Origin of the sequence: Bacillus pfraonensis, assembly GCF_050768835.1 — a bacterium.
GTDB classification, from domain to species: Bacteria; Bacillota; Bacilli; order Bacillales; family Bacillaceae_G; genus Bacillus_A; species Bacillus_A pfraonensis.
On sequence record NZ_JAHCDO010000001.1, the window covers coordinates 190,933 to 209,053 of the forward strand.

The following is an 18,121-nucleotide window of genomic DNA, read 5'->3' on the forward strand; positions in this document are numbered from 1 at the left end:
TATAAAATAATATTTGGAGGTTAGAAACATGTCTAAAATTGAAACTCCTGTTATTAACACACTACAAACAACAATTGAAAAAATGATGACAGATTTAAATGTTCCAGGAGCTGCTGTAGCGATTATAAAAGATGGGAAAGTTATTGTTTCAGAAGGATTTGGCTATCGTAATGTAGAGAAAAAAGAAGCTGTTACACCTCAAACACGCTTCGCAATCGGCTCTGCTACTAAAGCATTTGGTACACTTTCTCTAAGCTTATTAGCACAACAAAAAAAGTTTGATTGGGATACTCCTGTTCAATCTTATATTCCTACATTCTCTTTATCCGATGTATTTGCAAGTTCTCAAATTACAGCACGGGATTTAGCCTCCCACCGCTCGGGGGTAAGTCGTCACGATGCCCTTTGGTACAACTCTTCCTTAACCCGAAAGGATATCGTTGAAAAAATAAAGCATTTATCACTCGATGCACCATTTCGCACTGCTTTCTTATATAACAACTTAATGTATGCAACAATTAGCTATATTGTAGAAAGCATTACAAATCAAACATGGGAACAATACGTAACAGAACATATTTTAGAACCACTTCAAATGGAACAAACGAATTTCTCTGTTACAGACTCACAAAATACGAATGACTATGCATTACCTTACGTTGAGAAAGATGGAGAAATAAAAGAGGTGCCATTCCGTAATATTGATACAGTAGGAGCTGCTGGATGCATTAATTCCACAATTGAAGATATGGCGAATTGGGTACTGTTCCATCTTAATCAAGGAAAAACAGGAGATCATGAATTACTATCTTCTGAATTACTAGAACAAATGTATACACCGCACAATACAATTCCTGATCAACCACTTTTATCCCCTCCTGAATCACCAGTAAATAGTTACGGTCTTGGTTGGTTTATTAGTTCTTACCGTGGCTATAAAGTGATTCATCACGGCGGAAATATTGATGGTTTTACGGCACTTGTCTCGTTCATTCCAAAAGAAAATATAGGCCTTGTCATATTAACGAACTCGGGAAGTACATTACTCCCTAGTTATCTCGCAAATCAAATCTATGACGAGCTCCTTGGATTAGAAACAATTGATTGGCATAAGCGCGCTATAGAAGACACTGATAAATTGAAAGAAATGATGAAAGAGGTAAATCAATCACTTCCAGATCAAATACAAGAGACTATACCTTCTCATCCATTCAAAGATTACACTGGTACATTCGAACACCCTGCATATGGAACATTAGAAATATATAAACAACATGAAGAATTATATGTACAATTTACAGAGATGAAAGTCCCACTACAGCATCATCACTACGATATGTTCTCTGCGACGCTTGACTTATTCCAAATAGAAATGAAGGTGTTACTTGCTTATGAGATGGATATAAAAGGGCAATTCCAAACAATCCAATTACATGTACCAGCTATGTTAAGCACGCAGCCTCTTACATTTACGAAAATTAAATGACAACACAACGATTTAAAATGAGAATAGAGGAAATCTATGCTTTCCTCTATTCTCCTCACATTTCCGCATTAGAGGTATAAGCGACTTCTACTACAAACCCATTCGGTTCATAAAAATCCACCGTATAATATCCATCCGAGTAATGATTCATCTCGATCGGTCCACGAATCATCTTCGCTTGTACATCTTGTAAGAAATCAGCGACCTCATCTACTATAGCTCTACTAACAGCTTGATAACAAATATGTCTCGGCCCTAGTGTACTTACAATATTTTCATCCACTTCCTTAAAATGTATTTTACTCTTCCCCGTACTAAATGAAATTTTATTCAATTGTTTCCAACCAATGATAGCGAATAACCTACTGTAAAAACAGATGGATTCCTCTAAATTAGCTACCCAAAATTCAATATGATGGATACCTGGTTCAAACTGCTCCATCCTTTTTTTCCCTTCTATCATTTTAATAAACAGACTCAACTACATGTAAAATCTCGTTCGGTGTATTTACCATATAATCTGGGGAATCTTCTTTCACCGTTTCCATCACATCATACCCCCATCCAACCCATATCACATTCACACCAACTTTTTTACACGCAACAATATCTCGTTGTTCATCACCAACATACAACATATCAGCTTCTGTTAACTTTTTTTCTTTTAAAAATTTCTTGATAACTTTATCTTTACCAAACAAATTTTTCGAACAAAAAACATCATCAATATTTTCTATTTGATTCTTATGTAAAAACGCTTTAATATGTTCTTCTGAATTGGATGATATAATCGCTATTTCATAACCTTTTCTATGTAATTCATCTAGTACTTCCTTCATTCCATTAAACAAAACAAGATCCTTAATAGCAGGCTGATATAACTTATAAAACTCTACTGCTAAAAAAGGAAGTTTATACATAGGTACATGAAGCTGTTTACATCTCTTTGCAATAGACAATTTTCGTAAAGGTTCGATATCCTCTTCCTTTACCCTTTTATACCCATGTTTCTCAGCAATTTGATTATAAATTGGAACAAATATATCTTGTGAATCTACTAATGTACCATCAAAATCAAACACAACATATTTCAACATAATGAATACTCCCTTATTCTCTTTTTTAAACAACTCTAAACCTATTTCATTCGCTATTAAGATCCCTTTTCCCTTTAATTTTCACATCTATACAACAAAAAAAGAACAAGGTCATTACCCTTGTTCTTTTTCATTAAGACAGCCATTTCGGCGGCATATTCGTATTCCAATAAATATCTCCAAGCTCATGATGAGCTGTATACCCATCATCAAAGCGATGGTAATGGAAATTAAAATAATATCCATCTTGCGGTGGATGATCGCGCCTTACATGAAAACGCAATAAATCGTTTCCTGTTTTTGTATCATATACATGAAAAATCTTTTCATTATTGCCACCTGTTGGTTTCTGTGAAATTGCTAATGACTGTAACGACTCCTCAGGTACATCTTTTGTAAGTTCCGCAATTGCCTCTTCTATTTTAGGTAAAATAATATCTTTAAATTCGTCTTCAATCACAGGTCCAATTTTAGAACCGAACTTTTGCATAGATTGTTTTTCAGCCTCTTGCATTGCATAGGTGATAAAGGTATCGGCGGTTAATCTCTCGGGATTTTCTTCATATGTATAGGACGGCTGCTCCAAATTTTGTTGCCTTGTAGGCTTGTCCGCTTTTGCATTATCAAGCAAAATAGAAGGAGGCGTCACTAAGCCAAATGTAAATACAGTAATTAATGCGACTAACGTCTTTCTAAACCAATTTGGCATTTTTCATTCCCTCCTCTTTCACTACTTATATTTTTATAACCGTTGTTTCTTCTATTATACAAAATGATGCTAATTTTTGCACTTTACAAATTTATTAACTTTCATATTTTTTTCATTTGAATATGGAATAGTAAGATTTCATATCATATAAGTAAAACAATGATGAGGAGGATTTTTAATGACTTTAGATGTCATGTACTCCGTCGTGAGCATTTTTGTTCTTTTATATTTTATTTATCAGTCCATTACAGACTAAAAAAGAGCCATTCCGGCTCTTTTTCTATGGCAAAAATACAATCCATCCTATTACTATTAATAATAAGATACTAATGATGATGGCTGGCAATAAATAAAACTGTGCCAGTAGAACTATTCCATAAATGAAAACAGCTGGAATAAACAAGCACATCGTGGCCCTTCCTTTTAACAATAATAACTTCCCTTGTTCACAATATAACTGAAGGAACATTTTTTTCGCAAATTCATTCCATTGGTCACCAGAATAACGTGCAATAGCAACGCCCGAAAATACAATAATAATAAGTGTAATCCACCATGGTGTTACTTTTATTGATGTTGCACTCAAAAAAATAATTTTTATATAAAAACTTAGAGAAGCACCTGATCGAAAATACTCCTTTAAAAATGATTCAATGATACGTGAATCAGATTTCTTTCCCAATATATGCTTAGAACGTGGAAATAACCATGGTCTCGCGTTATTACTTGGCTTTGTTGTTTGACCACTGAAATGCATAATTTCCATCGTCCAGCGCATTCCTTCTTCCTTTTCTTTTTCAACTTCTTTAAAAAAGAAACGCTGATAATTCATTTTTTGTTTTATCAAAACTATACTAATTAAAATTAATAATATGATAAATGGTATTGAATACATTGGTTGTTTGAAGCCTAAAAACACACCACTTCCCAAACAAATGAAACTAATAAAAAATACGATAATCTTTACAATCCATAATATCCACCGCTTACCTCCACGTACATCCATATATCTTACCAATAGTGATAACATACATCGAAAAGCGGTAAAGGACAGCCAAAATAATACAACTTGCAAAAGGGATGCATCTATACTCTTAATCAATATAGGTAACATAATGAGCGCTACAATGATATTTGTTATACTTATTCGAATACATGTGTATACCATGCCATATTTCATTAACTTTTGCATATGAACTGGATGCTGAATTAAAAACAGGCTATCTGCTTGCTCAAAAAACGAACGCATCCCTCTTGAATATGTAACAAAGAAAAACACAAACAAACCTAATAAAAAATAAGCCGGTTCTTCTTCAGATAATTCTCTTGTCCATAACGAACGATAATAAATCCCACTAAATATAAGTGCTGGAACGATAAAATATAATGCGATGGTCCAATCAGTTACAGAGCGAATCGATTTCCATTTTCTCCGCAATTCATGACGTAACCTTTTATAAAACTGTTGTTTCATCATGTTGTTCCCGCTTTACGATTGCATCAAAACAATCTAATAATGGCCTATCTGGCATTTCCGCTAGTGATTGAATCGCTTGTAGATTTCCATTTGCTAATAATGTACCTTGTGAAATCAGTAAAAATCGCTCACATATTCTTTCGGCTGTATCCAATACGTGTGTACAAAGTAAAATACCTGCTCCACGCTCTTTCTCTTTGTATAAGAAATTTAAAAATTCTCGTGTTGCTACTGGATCTAATCCAATAAACGGTTCATCAATAATATAAAAGTCCGGTTCCGTTAAAAACGCCAAAATCAACATTGATTTTTGTTTCATACCTTTTGAAAACTTTGATAAGTATTCATGCTTATGCTTTTCCATTCGAAATGTATGTAAAAACTCCCGTGCACGTTCCTCCCAGCTCCCTACTTCACACCCACGTGCAGCCATTAACAATTCAATATGTTCCCATAGTGTTAAATAATCATAATAGGTTGGGTGTTCTGGCACATATGCATACGGATTCTCTTTTTCACCAAACGAAATTTCTCCATCCATATTTGCAAGCAAACCAAGCATTGACTTAATTGTCGTACTTTTCCCAGCACCATTGGCACCGATAAGAGCAACTAATTCACCTTTTTTAATTGAAAAAGCTATATCATGGATTGTTTTTTCTCCTGTTTCATAACCCGCTGAGCGAATATTGACTTGTAACAAATCGTTTCCCCTCTTTTCTATTTACAATAAACCCCAGGAAAATCATAACATATTTCCTTTTAAAATATCATTCTGCATATCTAATATATTAAATATTAATATCAAGAGCAGGAAAAAATAAGTTTTGGCAGAATATTTAATATTTGGAGTTATGAATTTATATTTACAGATGGAGTTGAGAGTATGGAATCTCACATTCGAAAAGCGACTGCGAACGATATAGAAGCACTTTGTTCACTAACAAAAGAATTAAAAGGCTCTGATATTTCTCATGCCGACATGCAAAACCGCTTACAATTTGTTGAAATGAGCCCGTTTGATTTTCTATATGTTTATGAGGAAGATAATAAGATATTTGGATTTCTTGGATTTCGCATACGAGAGAACTTAGAAGATATAACACGGTATGGGGAAATATCCATTATTAGCGTTGACTCAACAGCACGTAGAAAAGGAATTGGCCAAATTTTAATGAACTATGCAGAACAATTAGCAAAAGAGCATAACTGTATTGGTACATGGCTTGTAAGTGGTACACAGCGAACAGAAGCTCATCCATTCTATAAAAAATTAGGATATGAAGTAAATGGATATCGATTCGTGAAATATTTTTAATCTATCCATATGGAAGGAACTAATTATTATGACAAACTTTCAAGCTATTTTCATTGACCGAGATGGAACAATTGGAGGAGACACTACCATACATTATCCAGGTGAATTTACCTTATTTCCATTTACACAAGATGCTTTACGTACATTAAAAGAGAAAAATATAAGATTGTTTTCTTTTACAAATCAACCTGGTATTGCTGATGGGAAAGTGACTATAAATGACTTTATCGAAGAATTAAAATCATTCGGTTTTGATGATATCTATCTTTGTCCTCACAAACACGGAGAAGGGTGTACATGTCGTAAACCAAGTACCGGCATGCTCTTACAAGCAGCAAAAAAACATAGGCTTGATTTAACGAAATGTATTGTCGTTGGTGATCGCTGGACTGATATCGTTGCGGGTGCAAATGTTCATGCAACAACGATATTAGTTCAAACCGGTGCCGGACATGATGCATTGCATACATATCGCGATAAATGGGCTAATATTGAACCAAGTTATATTGCGACAAATTTTGAAGATGCTGTTACATGGATTCTACAACATACACTTTGTCCTAAATAAATAATACGATTAAAAAAGTAGATTATATAAATATAATCTACTTTTTTATGTATACGTCTACTAGCTTTGCTAAGTCTAAAAAGTTAGTTCATAATGAAAATAACGATTATCCCTCAAATAACCATTTTCAGCATATAATCGTTGCGCTGATATATTGTCTATTTCTGTTTGCAGTTTTAATCCCTTCGCACCATTCTCTAATGCGAAAGTTTTAGCTGCTTCTAATAATTTCTTCCCAATGCCAGCTCCGCGTTTACTTTCTTGTACAAAGAGATCATTTAATATCCATAACTCTTTCATAGAAATAGATGAAAAAGAAGGGTACAATTGGGTAAATCCAAGGTATTGTCCATCCTCTACTGCTACAAAAATGATCGATTCTTCTCGTTCTATACGATTACGCAAAAATGTTTTTGCACCTTCTACATTTGATTCCTGTCTATAAAACATACGATAATTGTTAAACACATCTGCTAATCCATCTAAATCTGAAATTGTTGCTTCATATACCTTCATTTTGTTCCGCTCTCCTTCCAATACTCCTTCATAAGGTCCGTTACCCATTCAGGTTGGATAGTATCTTCATTCGGTAAAAACTCTCTCATAACAGGCTTTATATCCAATATGGGCGTACCATCAATTGCATCTAATCCTTTGACTACAATTGAATTTCCTTCTCGCCTTACTACTTTTGCAATTGTCGCCCCCAATCGATTGGGACGATTTTTCCCCCGCTGTGCAAAAATACTTATTTCCGGGTATTCTTTATTATTTCTTGGATGTCTAGCTGAATATTAAATCTGTTCATCTTGTACTTTATGAAAATAAAAGATTACTTCAATATGGGAAAAGTATTCAATTCCTTGTATACTCTCTTCTGAATATGAATCCACTAATGTAATAAGAGATTGTACATCTCCCCATTCATCATCCATTATCCATTATCATTTTTCTTTCATTATGTACAAAAGCAATTGGCTGAAGTGAAAACATCCATACTCCCTCCTTTTTGTAACCACTTACATTATAAAATATTTTCTGAATGTTTTCCATCTATATGGTCGATTTAATTTACATAATAAAATTATGTAATGGATTTTGTTGTATGCAAATAACTACCTAAAGAGAGATTTACAGCTTCAACAGCATGTATAACAGTTGTATCAAATAAAGGAGCTTGAGTATCCTCCTGTCTTACTAATAGCCCTATTTCCGTACACCCTAATATAATTCCTTCTGCTCCATTTTGTACTAAGCGATTTATTATTTCTTTATAGAAATCTCTTGATGTTTGATTAATTTTTCCTAAACATAACTCGTTATATATGATTCTATTTACTATCTCCCTATCCGTTTCATTTGGAACAATTACTTTTATTCCATTCTCTTCTATACGTGCTTTATAAAAATCTTGTTCCATCGTATATTTCGTTCCAAGTAAACCAACTGATCGAATTCCTTGTTTTTTTATTTTCATAGCTGTTGCATCTGCAATATGTAAAATAGGGATACTCACCTTATCTTTAATATTACTAATCACTTTATGCATTGTATTCGTACAAATAACAATGAAGTCTGCACCAGCTTTCTCAAGAGAATATGCAGCTTCTCCTAATACCTTCCCTGCCTTTTCCCAATCACCTTCAGATTGATAATATTCAATCTCTGCAAAGTCAACGCTATGTAAAAGGCATTTCGCTGAATGTAAGCCTCCTAATCTCTTTTTTACTTCTTCATTTATTATCCGATAATATTCAACCGATGACTCCCAACTCATTCCACCTATAAGGCCAATCAATTTCATAATAACCCCTCCTCATTTCAAATAATAGATTAACACCCTGTTTTTATTATACGTTTTTTATATAATAAAAACACGACTTTTACTCAAGTCGTGTTTTATCCACACCAACTATTTTATTATACAATTCCAGTTAAGCTATACACGCCAATCACAACAAAAACAGCCAATGTTTTAATAATCGTAATTGCAAAAATGTCACGATACGATTGTTTATGTGTTAGCCCTGTTACTGCTAATAATGTAATAACCGCACCATTATGCGGGAGTGTATCCATTCCTCCTGATGCCATTGAAATAACCCTATGCATGACCTCAAATGGGATGTTATATTGTTCAGCTGCCGCAATATATTTCTCTGACATCGCACTTAAAGCGATTCCCATGCCTCCTGATGCTGACCCAGTAATTCCGGCAAGGACGTTTGTAGTCACTGCACCATTTACAAGCGGATTTGTAAACGTGGTAGAAATACTATCTCGAATAACACTAAAACCAGGTAATGCTGCTATAACTCCTCCAAATCCATATTCAGCTCCAGTATTCATAGCAGCGAGCAATGCACCACCAATACTTGCATTTAAACCCGCTTGAAACCCCGTAAATAAACGTTTCCAGTTTAAAATTATCGTTGTAATAATTCCGATTAAAAGTGCCAGTTCCACAGACCACACACCGAGTACACCAGAAAGTTCTACTTTACCAAATGCCTTTAATCCAATTGATGAAAAATCAAATCCTTTTGGATACCATGTTGGAATCATCACTGTAAAAAGTTTATTCATTACCCCTACTAAAATAAGTGGTACAAATGCAAGCACTTGGCGAAGCGGTGTAATTTCAGGAGTTTGAATAGCTGACTTTACATTTTGTTCTGTTTCTGTTGAGGCAGCCATTTCAGGATTTTCATCTCCAAATCCATAATATCCTTCGCCACTTTCTTCTGCCTTCTTTCGTCTTCTTTCTAAATACAACATCCCAATAAGAAATACAAAGATTGCCCCAATAATTCCAAGAAATGGTGCTGCATAAATATCTGTTTTAAAAAATGTCGTTGGGATGACATTTTGAATTTGTGGTGTTCCTGGAAGAGCATCCATTGTAAACGTAATCGCTCCAAGAGCAATAGTTCCTGGTATTAATCGTTTTGGAATATTCGCCTCGCGAAATAAATTTGCTGCAAATGGATATACCGCAAAAGCAACTACAAACAAGCTAACACCACTATACGTTAATATGGCACCCATCAAAACAATTGCTAGCATAGAACGTTTCACACCAACTAGCTGAATAATTGTTTTTGCAATAGATTCTGCAATCCCTGACATTTCTACTACCTTACCGAAAATTGCTCCAAGTAAGAAAACAGGAAAATATAATTTAATAAACCCAACCATTTTTTCCATAAAAATATTAGAGAAGAAAGGTAATACGTGACTTGGTTCCGTTAATAAAACTGCAAATAGCGCACAAATTGGGGCAAATAATATAACTGAAAAACCACGATATGCAACAAACATCAGCATACAAAGAGCCAATAAAATAATTACTAATTCCATCCCCTGCCCCCTTTTCATTTCCACGGAAATATTTTAAAAATATTCAGAATTTTAATGAGGAACTATAGAATTTTCATATTGATAGTCAAAACATATCTGATATAATTTTTTCACCTCATGATAAGAAGGAATACGTGGATTATTACTCGGACTTCCACTAGCTAGTGCATCTTTTGCCATTTTTGAAAGAGCATTTTCAAATTCAACCTGATCAATTCCATACTCCCTAAGATTAGGAATACGCAGATCAAAACAAAGTTTCTTTATTTCAAAAATAGCATAATCAGCAAGTTCTTCATCAGATACTGAATGTAAGTCTGGATTTATAATCCGCCCAATACCTGCAAGGCGTTTGATTGAGCAAACTTTTGTAAAATCTAAAACTGCCGGTAGTAACATTGCATTTGATATTCCATGGGGTACATGAAATAGCGCTCCGATTGGACGTGACATTCCGTGAACTAAAGTGACTGTTGCATTTGAAAATGCAATGCCAGCTTGTAAGGAAGCAATCATCATTGCTTCTCGCGCTTCTATATTTTTTCCATTTTCATAGGCCATTCGCAAGTATTTCATAATCGATCCAATTGCCGCAAGTGCCAGTACATCTGTAAGCGGTTGCGAAAATCTAGAAAGATATGCTTCAATTGCATGACATAGTGCATCAATACCTGTTGCTGCAGTAATATCCGGCGGAACAGAACATGTTAATAACGGATCGATAATTGCTATTTGTGGCGTGAAATTTGGATGCTTTATCATCATTTTCACATCTGTTTTTGTATTTGTAATAACAGCAACACTTGTAACTTCTGATCCAGTACCCGATGTTGTTGGAATTGCAATAAGGGGTAGTGGTTGTTTTTCTATGTCTATATGAGTTTGTACATAATCTTCAATTTCTCCCCGGTTTGTAGATAGGACTGCTACAGCCTTTGCTGTATCAATACAACTTCCCCCACCAAGCCCAATAATAAAATCACATTTTGACTCTGTACATATTGTTAAGGCTTCCAAAACATGAATATTTGTTGGTTCCGCATTTACATTTTCATAGGTAATAACATCTATTTTTTTCGCTTTTAGTAGTTTCACGCACGTATCGATATAGCCAAGCTTTTTCATAATAGAATCACTGATAATGAAAGCTTTTTTCCCTAGTTTAATTGCTTGTTCGCCTAATTTATCAAGTGAATTTCTTCCATACAAAACGTTCTTTGGCATACGAAATTCCGCGATTTCTTGCAAGTAACCCACCCCTTCTTTCCCTACTAAATATTTTATAATGTGAACCTTCTACTGCAATAAATTATCAAATTTAATATTCCACTTCAAATAATTATTTCCTCCCAGACTAATAAATTTATTAATAGATTCCTGTAAATGTATAAAAGGCAATTACTAAAAATACAGCGACCGTTTTCAATATCGTTACAGCAAATATATCACGATACGATTGTTTATGTGTTAATCCTGTAACAGTAAGAATTGTAATAATCGCTCCGTTATGTGGAAGTGTATCCATTCCTCCCGATGCCATTGAGACAATGCGATGCATAACCTCTAGCGGAATATTGTATTGATTAGCCGCCGCAATAAATTTATCTCCCATCGCACTTAAAACAATGCCCATGCCCCCTGAAGCTGAACCTGTAATACCAGCAAGAATATTCGTTGTCACCGCTCCATTCACGAGTGGATTCGTAAATGTTGCAGAAATACTATCTCGTATAATCGCAAACCCAGGAAGTGCTGCAATCACGCCACCGAAGCCAAATTCTGCTCCTGTATTCATTGTTGCCAGTAACGCTCCTCCAATACTTGTATTCAATCCTGCTTGGAACCCTGTCACAACACGCTTCCAATATAATAAAAGCGTTGTTATAATTCCAATGATAAGTGCTAATTCTACCGACCAAATACCAAGTACTGCACTTAACTCTACTTTACCAAACGCTTTCATTCCAATTGAGGAAAAATCAAAACCATTTGGATACCATTTCGGTATTGTTATTGTAAAAAACTTATTCATAACTCCTACTAAAATAAGTGGTATAAAAGCAACGACTTGCTGTACTCTCGAAATTTCAATACTTTGGAGAGTAGTATGATTTTTTTGCTCTAACTCTAGTGATGCTGCCATTTCAGAATTCCCATCTTCAAAACCAAAATACCCTTCTCCAGCCACTTTTGCCTTCTTACGCCTGTTCTCTAAATAGATCAATCCTAACGTTAAGACAAAAATCACTCCGATAATACCAAGTATAGGTGCCGCATAAATATCTGTTTTAAAAAATGTTGTTGGGATTACGTTTTGAATTTGCGGTGACCCTGGAAGTGCATCCATCGTAAACGTAACAGCTCCAAGAACGATTGTTCCTGGTATTAAGCGCTTTGGAATATTCGCTTGACGAAACAGTTTTGCTGCAAATGGATAGACTGCAAACACAACAACATAAACACTGACACCGCTGTAAGTTAAAACAGCCCCCATTAAAACGATAGCCAAAATGGTCCGTTTTTCACCCACCACGTCAATAATTGTCTTCGCAATTGAATCTGCAATTCCAGACATTTCTACTACTTTACCAAAAATTGCACCAAGTAAAAAAACTGGAAAATATAACTTAATAAAGCCTACCATTTTCTCCATAAAAATATTTGAAAAGAAAGGTAACACAAAACTAGGTTCTGTTAAAAACACTGCAAATAGGGCAAAAATCGGTGCAAATAAAATAACAGAAAATCCTCTATAGGCAACAAACATAAGTAAACTTAGTGCTAATAAAATAATAACTAACTCCAATTTTCCCACCCTCATTTGATTGAATTTTCAATCTTTTAAGTTCGTTCTTTCTATGTATTCCCTACAAAAATGTCTTTTTTACAACAATCCAAATACTGACATTTCCCCTCCTTTTCTAACAAAGTTTTTATGATTAAAACAGCATATTTATTATTTATTCTATTACATACGAAAAATCCCTTTAAACAAAAATGAATTAGCTATCACTCGTTATAAAGGGATTTTCTTCTTTTATCTTATATTTTCAAACTTTTGTCTTTTGTATAAAAACCGCGCAACTCTTCGACATGTTTCACAATATACGTCGCCCCTGCTTCTTTTACTTGTTTTTCATTCATTCCGTATCTATCTGCAAACGAATGCTGAATTGGTGGGCCATTAAAAGATTCTAGTTCTTTCTGATCCGTTTCATCTATTCCCATTTTTCGCAATGCATATGAAACCGAATTGACAATTCCCTCTTTTGGATCTGTTAATGTTCCATCTAAATCAAATAGAAATGTTGTATACCTCCTTTTTCATACACTTTTGCACGATTATTATAATATGTATACATGACACAACTTCCCCTCTAACAGAAAAATCACCATCCTTTCTATGTTATCGAAATATCACTTTATTTTGAATATTGTATTTATATTATTTTCTTATTAAAATCTAACTCATGAATAGCTATACACAAAAATATGTTCCTATTGTATGATAAGTATAATTTCATAGAAAAATGGTGAAACAAATGACGATAACATTACTTTTCATAATGGCTTTTACGATTATCATCCATGCAGTTGAAACGAGTTCTTATAGTATTCGACTAGCAGGCGTTCGTTTAAAGAAAATTGCCGTTGCATTATCCGTGGTTGGGATGGTATTACTTATTTCACGAACATCCAACTTGCTACAAGCTTTTTTACTTAGTGGAATTGTTGATCGGGCGAAGAGTGGTGCTTCAGTTAATTTGGAAAGTACGATGCGCCTTGTTTTATTATCTGCTTCTATTGGTACACTGCTCGCAATTATTTTATATCCAACTTTAACGAAACTATTTGGATATGTCATTCAAAACTTTGAGACAGATGGTTCACTCATTCGAATGATGAAAACAAACAATGTGCAAAAATTGAAGTATACAAAAAAATATGTTCGGTTTCCAAAATTCGAAATGATCCATCGTATGCGAGTCGGCGGTATTCCAAAACGAATTATGCTCATTAATATGTTTGCAACTGCAATTTATACAGCTGGGGTCCTTTCCGCCTTATATGCTTCTTATTTGAGCCCGAAATTCGCAACGAAAGCCATCACGGCTTCCGGCCTTATTAACGGATTTGCTACAATCTTATTAACTGTACTGCTAGATCCGCGTATTGGTCTTTTAACAGAGCGTGCGCTTCAATCAGAAAACGGTGCCGACACAATGAGTAAAATGTTCGGTTGGCTTATGATTTCAAGATTTCTCGGTACATTATTAGCTCAGCCATATTTGTGCCCGGCGCCTATTGGATTTTATGGATTATTAAACTCACGAATTAAAGAACTGGCAAAGTAAATGGCCTAACATTACAATCTTCCACCCTGAAATTTGAACATTAGGAAAAGGTGCTTCTCATTACTTTGAAGCACCTTTTCTTTATTTATTTCAAAAAATTTATCACAGTTTCTGCAAATCGATCTGCGACTTCATAGTGTGGTGTATGTCCACTCTCTTCAAAGACAATCATTTTTCCATTTAGAGCATCCTTTTTAAAAGTTTCGATTTGTTTTTCACAGGTTACCACATCATGTTTCCCTATAATGAGCAACATCGGATTCTGCACATCTTTTAATTTTGATAATAATGATTGATGAATTTCCCCTTCCTCTCTCAATCTTGTAAAATGAATATCAGAACGATCATAAAACTCTTCCCATTCCTCGTCACTATATAAACTATAATCCGTTTCATCCTCAACGTAATTATAAATTTCCATTCTTTGTTCTTCTAATTCATCACTTAATTTCGAATAAGCTTCTAGCAATTTCTCTGAACTAGCATCACTTTCTGCAATAGCTATACATTCGTTCCCCTGTTCCTCTTTTCCATACTTTTTTAGTAAAACTCCTGTCCTTTTTAATAAAGCTCTACTTGTTAATGCAAAATCAAAAGTAGGTCCTTCAAAGATAATCTTTTGAATAGACTGTGGATATATTGTTGCATATAACAACGCTAGAAATCCACCAAAGGAATGTCCAATAACAGACCATTTTTCAATTTGTAATATCCTCCTTAACTCTTCGCAATCTTCGATAAGATCCCTCAACCTAAACTGCTCTTGCCTCCCAATCCCTTCCGAACGTCCTACCCCACGTTGATCAATAACAATGAGTCGAAAAGAATCTTGTAATCGATGTGCTTGATGATAAGAAAAATCAAAACACATCTCACCAGGACCTCCATGTAGATACAATACAGGATGATTTTCTAGCGGTCCATGAATCTCCACATATAGCTTTTTCCCACGTACTTTCATCATTTTCCCTTGTAATAATACCTCTTTTTCTTGTTTCATCTCTTTTCCCTCCAATTTTTCATATTTTAATCTCGTATACGATTAGGAGGCCCTCGACTTTGTGCACGTTATATGTCCGTAATATAATAGTACATTTTCTCACCTCTTTTAGTTCAGAATATTGTAACATTTCAAGTTAAATAATCCCGATCACATTCAAAAAGACAATGATAATCGCAATCGGCGCAACATATCGAAGCAAAAATACCCAGCAAATAAATATTGATTTTCCGTAATTCCCACCAACAAAGAACTCTGCTTCTAATACCTTTTTCTCCATTTTAAATGAAACGAAAATACTAATGAATAAAGCTCCAAGTGGCATTAATATATTACTAGATAAAAAGTCTACCGCGTCAAAAATATTTTTACCAAAGATTGTAATATCACTCCACGCGCCAAATGAAAGTGCAGATGGGATACCTATTAAGAAAATTAAAAATCCAATGATCCATGACAATTTCTTTCTTCTTTCTTGCTGTCCATTCGCTAGTGCTGAAACAACCGTTTCAAGTAGAGAAAATGCAGATGTTAACGTTGCAAATGTGAATAGCGCAAGAAATACTGTTAAGAAGAAATTTCCAAATGGAATTTGACTAAATACAGATGGTAATACGATAAATAACAAACCTGGTCCTTCTGTCGGTTCCATTCCTAGTGAAAAGACTGCTGGAAAGATAGCCAGACCAGCAAATAGAGAAACAAATAGGTTCAACCCAACAATTGTTACCGCTGAACGTGGTAAACTTTCTTTTTTATTTAAGTAAGAACTATACGTGACCATGATTGAAATCCCTATACTAATTGCAAAGAATGATTGCCCCATTGCAAACAAAATACTTTCTGATGTGATTTTTGAGAAATCAGGCTGTAAGAAGAATTTGACCCCTTTCATCGCATCATCAAGTGTTAAAGAACGAACAATCAGAGCAACAAATAATATGAATAATGCTGGTAACATATATTTACTCGCTTTTTCAATTCCATTTTGTACCCCTTTTGATACAACCCAGATTGTAATAAACATAAAAGCAAAATGACCAACAATTGCCCAAACAGGGTTCCCAATTGTTTCTGTAAATAAAGAGCCGTAATTTTGCTGCGGTGTAATTAATTGTCCAGTAATCCCTCTGAATAAATAGATTAATACCCAGCCACCAACAACACTATAAAATGATAGCAAAATAAAACACGTGCCAACGCCAAGACGTCCAATCCAATGCCATCCTGTATTCGGTGCGATGCTTTTAAATGCTCCAATTGCTTGTTTCTGTGTACTACGCCCTATCATAAATTCAGCTATTAATAGCGGAAGACCTATTAATACTGTAAACAATATAAAAATTAAAAAGAATGCCCCTCCTCCGCTCTTTCCAGCGATATAAGGAAACTTCCATATTGCACCAAGTCCAATTGCAGATCCTGCTGCGGCCATTATAAAACCTAATTTCGAAGTCCATTGCTCCGTCTGTTTCATCATATTTTCCTCCAATTAAATTTATTTATAAAGATAAATGAATATTATTGACCAATCCAAATATAACCTCCATTTCTTTCTATATAATAAAAAATGGCCCAGCATCTCTTTATATAAAGAGACGCTAAGCCATTTACTTAACGCGGTACCACTCTTATTGATTCCATTATGAATCCACCTTAGCAGTAATCGTTTGATTACAAACCTGTTATCGAAGGTTAACCGTTAAGATTTACTAAGAATTAGACTTCTGTTCCACCTTACTGCTCCTAGGCGAGTTCAGGATGTTATTTGACTATGTCACACCAACCCATAGCTCTCTGCACAAACACATGACCTTACTACTCCTATTCAACACATTCTAATATTCTGAATATAATTTCTTTTGAAATTACTACGAATTATATCGGTTATATTCACGACTGTCAAGCAAGATATTTATTTTTTTGTCGAAAAAGAGTGTTTTCCAAAAATAACACAGAAAACATTTGCAAAATTTAGAATATAAGAAGGGAAATCTTATAATATTTTTTAAAAAATATGTTTCTTTATCATTCGATCTATTTTCATTATCATTGGCCTTATTTCTATTTGTTGCTTACCTAAATTATTTTTGGGAGTGTCTTCAAAACCAGTACCTATACAAGGCATAGAGCCTCCCCCATTATTAGAATTTAATATACGCCAATACGTAGATGCAATACAAAATGTTATCTCTTCTTTATTTAATCCTACTAAACTTACTTACAAAGTAAATACTGGCGGTGGCATTAAATCACCTGATCGTGACTTATTTCCATACTTACTTGACTCTTATCTATATACTTTAACAATTCTTACATTCTACTTTTCAAAACGAGTGCAACCTTTTATTCTAAAATGTTTGCACGTACTAGAAGCATTACCTGATTTATTTTTTTGTACTTCGTGTGCAATTAATTATGATTTGGATTTATAAAAATACGAATTTACTTGTGACAACCCCATGCCCATCAAGTTAAGCAATTCATTTTTCCCTAAAATGAAAAAAATACACTGGATTCTCATAGATAACTGTGATGAGATAAAATTTTTGTTTTGGGGATACTTCAAAATCTTAGCTTGATGGATCCACATTTATTAACTTAAGAAAAATAAACGCCCCAAAACAAAAAAATGAGCTAACTTCCCAAAGCAACTACCTGTAAAGAAAAGTATCATTTCTTTCGTTAAGGATTACTCTTCTTTTTTCAAAAATCGATAAGGTAATAAAATGCAGACATAAACTTAAATCG

Annotated in this window: 15 protein-coding genes, 3 pseudogenes and 1 other annotated feature; of the genes and pseudogenes, 4 read left to right on the forward strand and 14 right to left on the reverse strand. The window is 34.3% G+C overall.

Annotated elements, in window-relative coordinates; all coding sequences use genetic code 11:
* Positions 1-28: 28 nt before the first annotated feature.
* Positions 29-1,486: a serine hydrolase gene (locus KFD70_RS00965; protein WP_336452609.1), complete on the forward strand. Its 1,458-nt coding sequence runs from the start codon at positions 29-31 to the stop codon at positions 1,484-1,486.
* A gap of 55 nt (positions 1,487-1,541) precedes the next feature.
* Here the strand turns inward: KFD70_RS00965 and KFD70_RS00970 are convergent, their stop codons facing one another.
* The 5 genes from KFD70_RS00970 to KFD70_RS00990 all read right to left on the reverse strand — a co-directional run bounded on the left by KFD70_RS00970 (position 1,542) and on the right by KFD70_RS00990 (position 5,472).
* Positions 1,542-1,928, reverse strand: a complete 387-nt coding sequence (locus KFD70_RS00970) for a VOC family protein (RefSeq protein ID WP_336452610.1) — start codon at positions 1,926-1,928, stop codon at positions 1,542-1,544.
* 22 nt (positions 1,929-1,950) lie between these two features.
* Entirely contained in the window at positions 1,951-2,583 is a 633-nt protein-coding gene (locus KFD70_RS00975) for an HAD family hydrolase (protein ID WP_336452611.1), read from the reverse strand.
* 133 nt (positions 2,584-2,716) lie between these two features.
* Positions 2,717-3,292: a YpjP family protein gene (locus KFD70_RS00980; protein ID WP_336452612.1), complete on the reverse strand. Its 576-nt coding sequence runs from the start codon at positions 3,290-3,292 to the stop codon at positions 2,717-2,719.
* A gap of 280 nt (positions 3,293-3,572) precedes the next feature.
* Complete coding sequence (locus KFD70_RS00985; protein ID WP_336452613.1) at positions 3,573-4,769, reverse strand: ABC transporter permease; 1,197 nt, start codon at positions 4,767-4,769, stop codon at positions 3,573-3,575.
* Positions 4,747-5,472, reverse strand: coding sequence for an ABC transporter ATP-binding protein (locus tag KFD70_RS00990; RefSeq protein ID WP_336452614.1), 726 nt, complete (start codon positions 5,470-5,472; stop codon positions 4,747-4,749). The genes KFD70_RS00985 and KFD70_RS00990 overlap by 23 nt, the downstream gene beginning before the upstream one ends.
* Before the next feature lie 183 nt (positions 5,473-5,655).
* Here KFD70_RS00990 and KFD70_RS00995 point away from each other — a divergent pair, with 183 nt between their 5' ends.
* Both KFD70_RS00995 and KFD70_RS01000 read left to right on the forward strand, forming a co-directional pair.
* Positions 5,656-6,087: a GNAT family N-acetyltransferase gene (locus KFD70_RS00995; protein WP_336452615.1), complete on the forward strand. Its 432-nt coding sequence runs from the start codon at positions 5,656-5,658 to the stop codon at positions 6,085-6,087.
* A gap of 28 nt (positions 6,088-6,115) precedes the next feature.
* Positions 6,116-6,655 (forward strand): HAD-IIIA family hydrolase, encoded by a 540-nt coding sequence (locus KFD70_RS01000; protein WP_336452616.1) that lies wholly within the window; start codon positions 6,116-6,118, stop codon positions 6,653-6,655.
* A 75-nt stretch (positions 6,656-6,730) separates the two neighbouring features.
* On the opposite strand, the gene KFD70_RS01005 is transcribed toward KFD70_RS01000, so the two are convergent.
* The 7 genes and pseudogenes from KFD70_RS01005 to KFD70_RS01035 all read right to left on the reverse strand — a co-directional run.
* Positions 6,731-7,171, reverse strand: coding sequence for a GNAT family N-acetyltransferase (locus KFD70_RS01005; RefSeq protein WP_336452617.1), 441 nt, complete (start codon positions 7,169-7,171; stop codon positions 6,731-6,733).
* A pseudogene (locus KFD70_RS01010) lies at positions 7,168-7,648 on the reverse strand (SAM-dependent methyltransferase). Before KFD70_RS01010 ends, KFD70_RS01005 begins: the two are co-directional and overlap by 4 nt.
* A gap of 91 nt (positions 7,649-7,739) precedes the next feature.
* Positions 7,740-8,459 (reverse strand): aspartate/glutamate racemase family protein, encoded by a 720-nt coding sequence (locus KFD70_RS01015; RefSeq protein WP_336452618.1) that lies wholly within the window; start codon positions 8,457-8,459, stop codon positions 7,740-7,742.
* Positions 8,460-8,575: 116 nt separating this feature from the next.
* Positions 8,576-10,015, reverse strand: a complete 1,440-nt coding sequence (locus KFD70_RS01020; protein ID WP_336452619.1) for a GntP family permease — start codon at positions 10,013-10,015, stop codon at positions 8,576-8,578.
* Positions 10,016-10,066: 51 nt separating this feature from the next.
* Positions 10,067-11,272: an iron-containing alcohol dehydrogenase gene (locus KFD70_RS01025; protein WP_336452620.1), complete on the reverse strand. Its 1,206-nt coding sequence runs from the start codon at positions 11,270-11,272 to the stop codon at positions 10,067-10,069.
* A 109-nt stretch (positions 11,273-11,381) separates the two neighbouring features.
* A complete protein-coding gene (locus KFD70_RS01030) occupies positions 11,382-12,821 on the reverse strand; it encodes a GntP family permease (protein ID WP_336452621.1) in 1,440 nt (479 codons plus the stop codon).
* Positions 12,822-13,132: 311 nt separating this feature from the next.
* Positions 13,133-13,276, reverse strand: a pseudogene (locus tag KFD70_RS01035) (HAD family hydrolase); the annotation flags it as partial.
* 281 nt (positions 13,277-13,557) lie between these two features.
* Here KFD70_RS01035 and KFD70_RS01040 point away from each other — a divergent pair.
* Positions 13,558-14,354 (forward strand): annotated as a pseudogene (locus tag KFD70_RS01040) (lipid II flippase Amj family protein).
* 101 nt (positions 14,355-14,455) lie between these two features.
* Here KFD70_RS01040 and KFD70_RS01045 read toward each other — a convergent pair.
* Together KFD70_RS01045 and KFD70_RS01050 are read right to left on the reverse strand one after the other, a co-directional pair.
* Positions 14,456-15,370, reverse strand: a complete 915-nt coding sequence (locus tag KFD70_RS01045; protein WP_336452622.1) for an alpha/beta fold hydrolase — start codon at positions 15,368-15,370, stop codon at positions 14,456-14,458.
* Positions 15,371-15,506: 136 nt separating this feature from the next.
* Positions 15,507-16,847 carry a sodium-dependent transporter gene (locus tag KFD70_RS01050; protein WP_336452654.1) on the reverse strand — a complete coding sequence of 447 codons (1,341 nt, stop codon included), beginning with the start codon at positions 16,845-16,847 and terminating at the stop codon, positions 15,507-15,509.
* A 114-nt stretch (positions 16,848-16,961) separates the two neighbouring features.
* Positions 16,962-17,211 (reverse strand) — a binding site (T-box leader).
* Between the last annotated feature and the right edge of the window lie 910 nt (positions 17,212-18,121).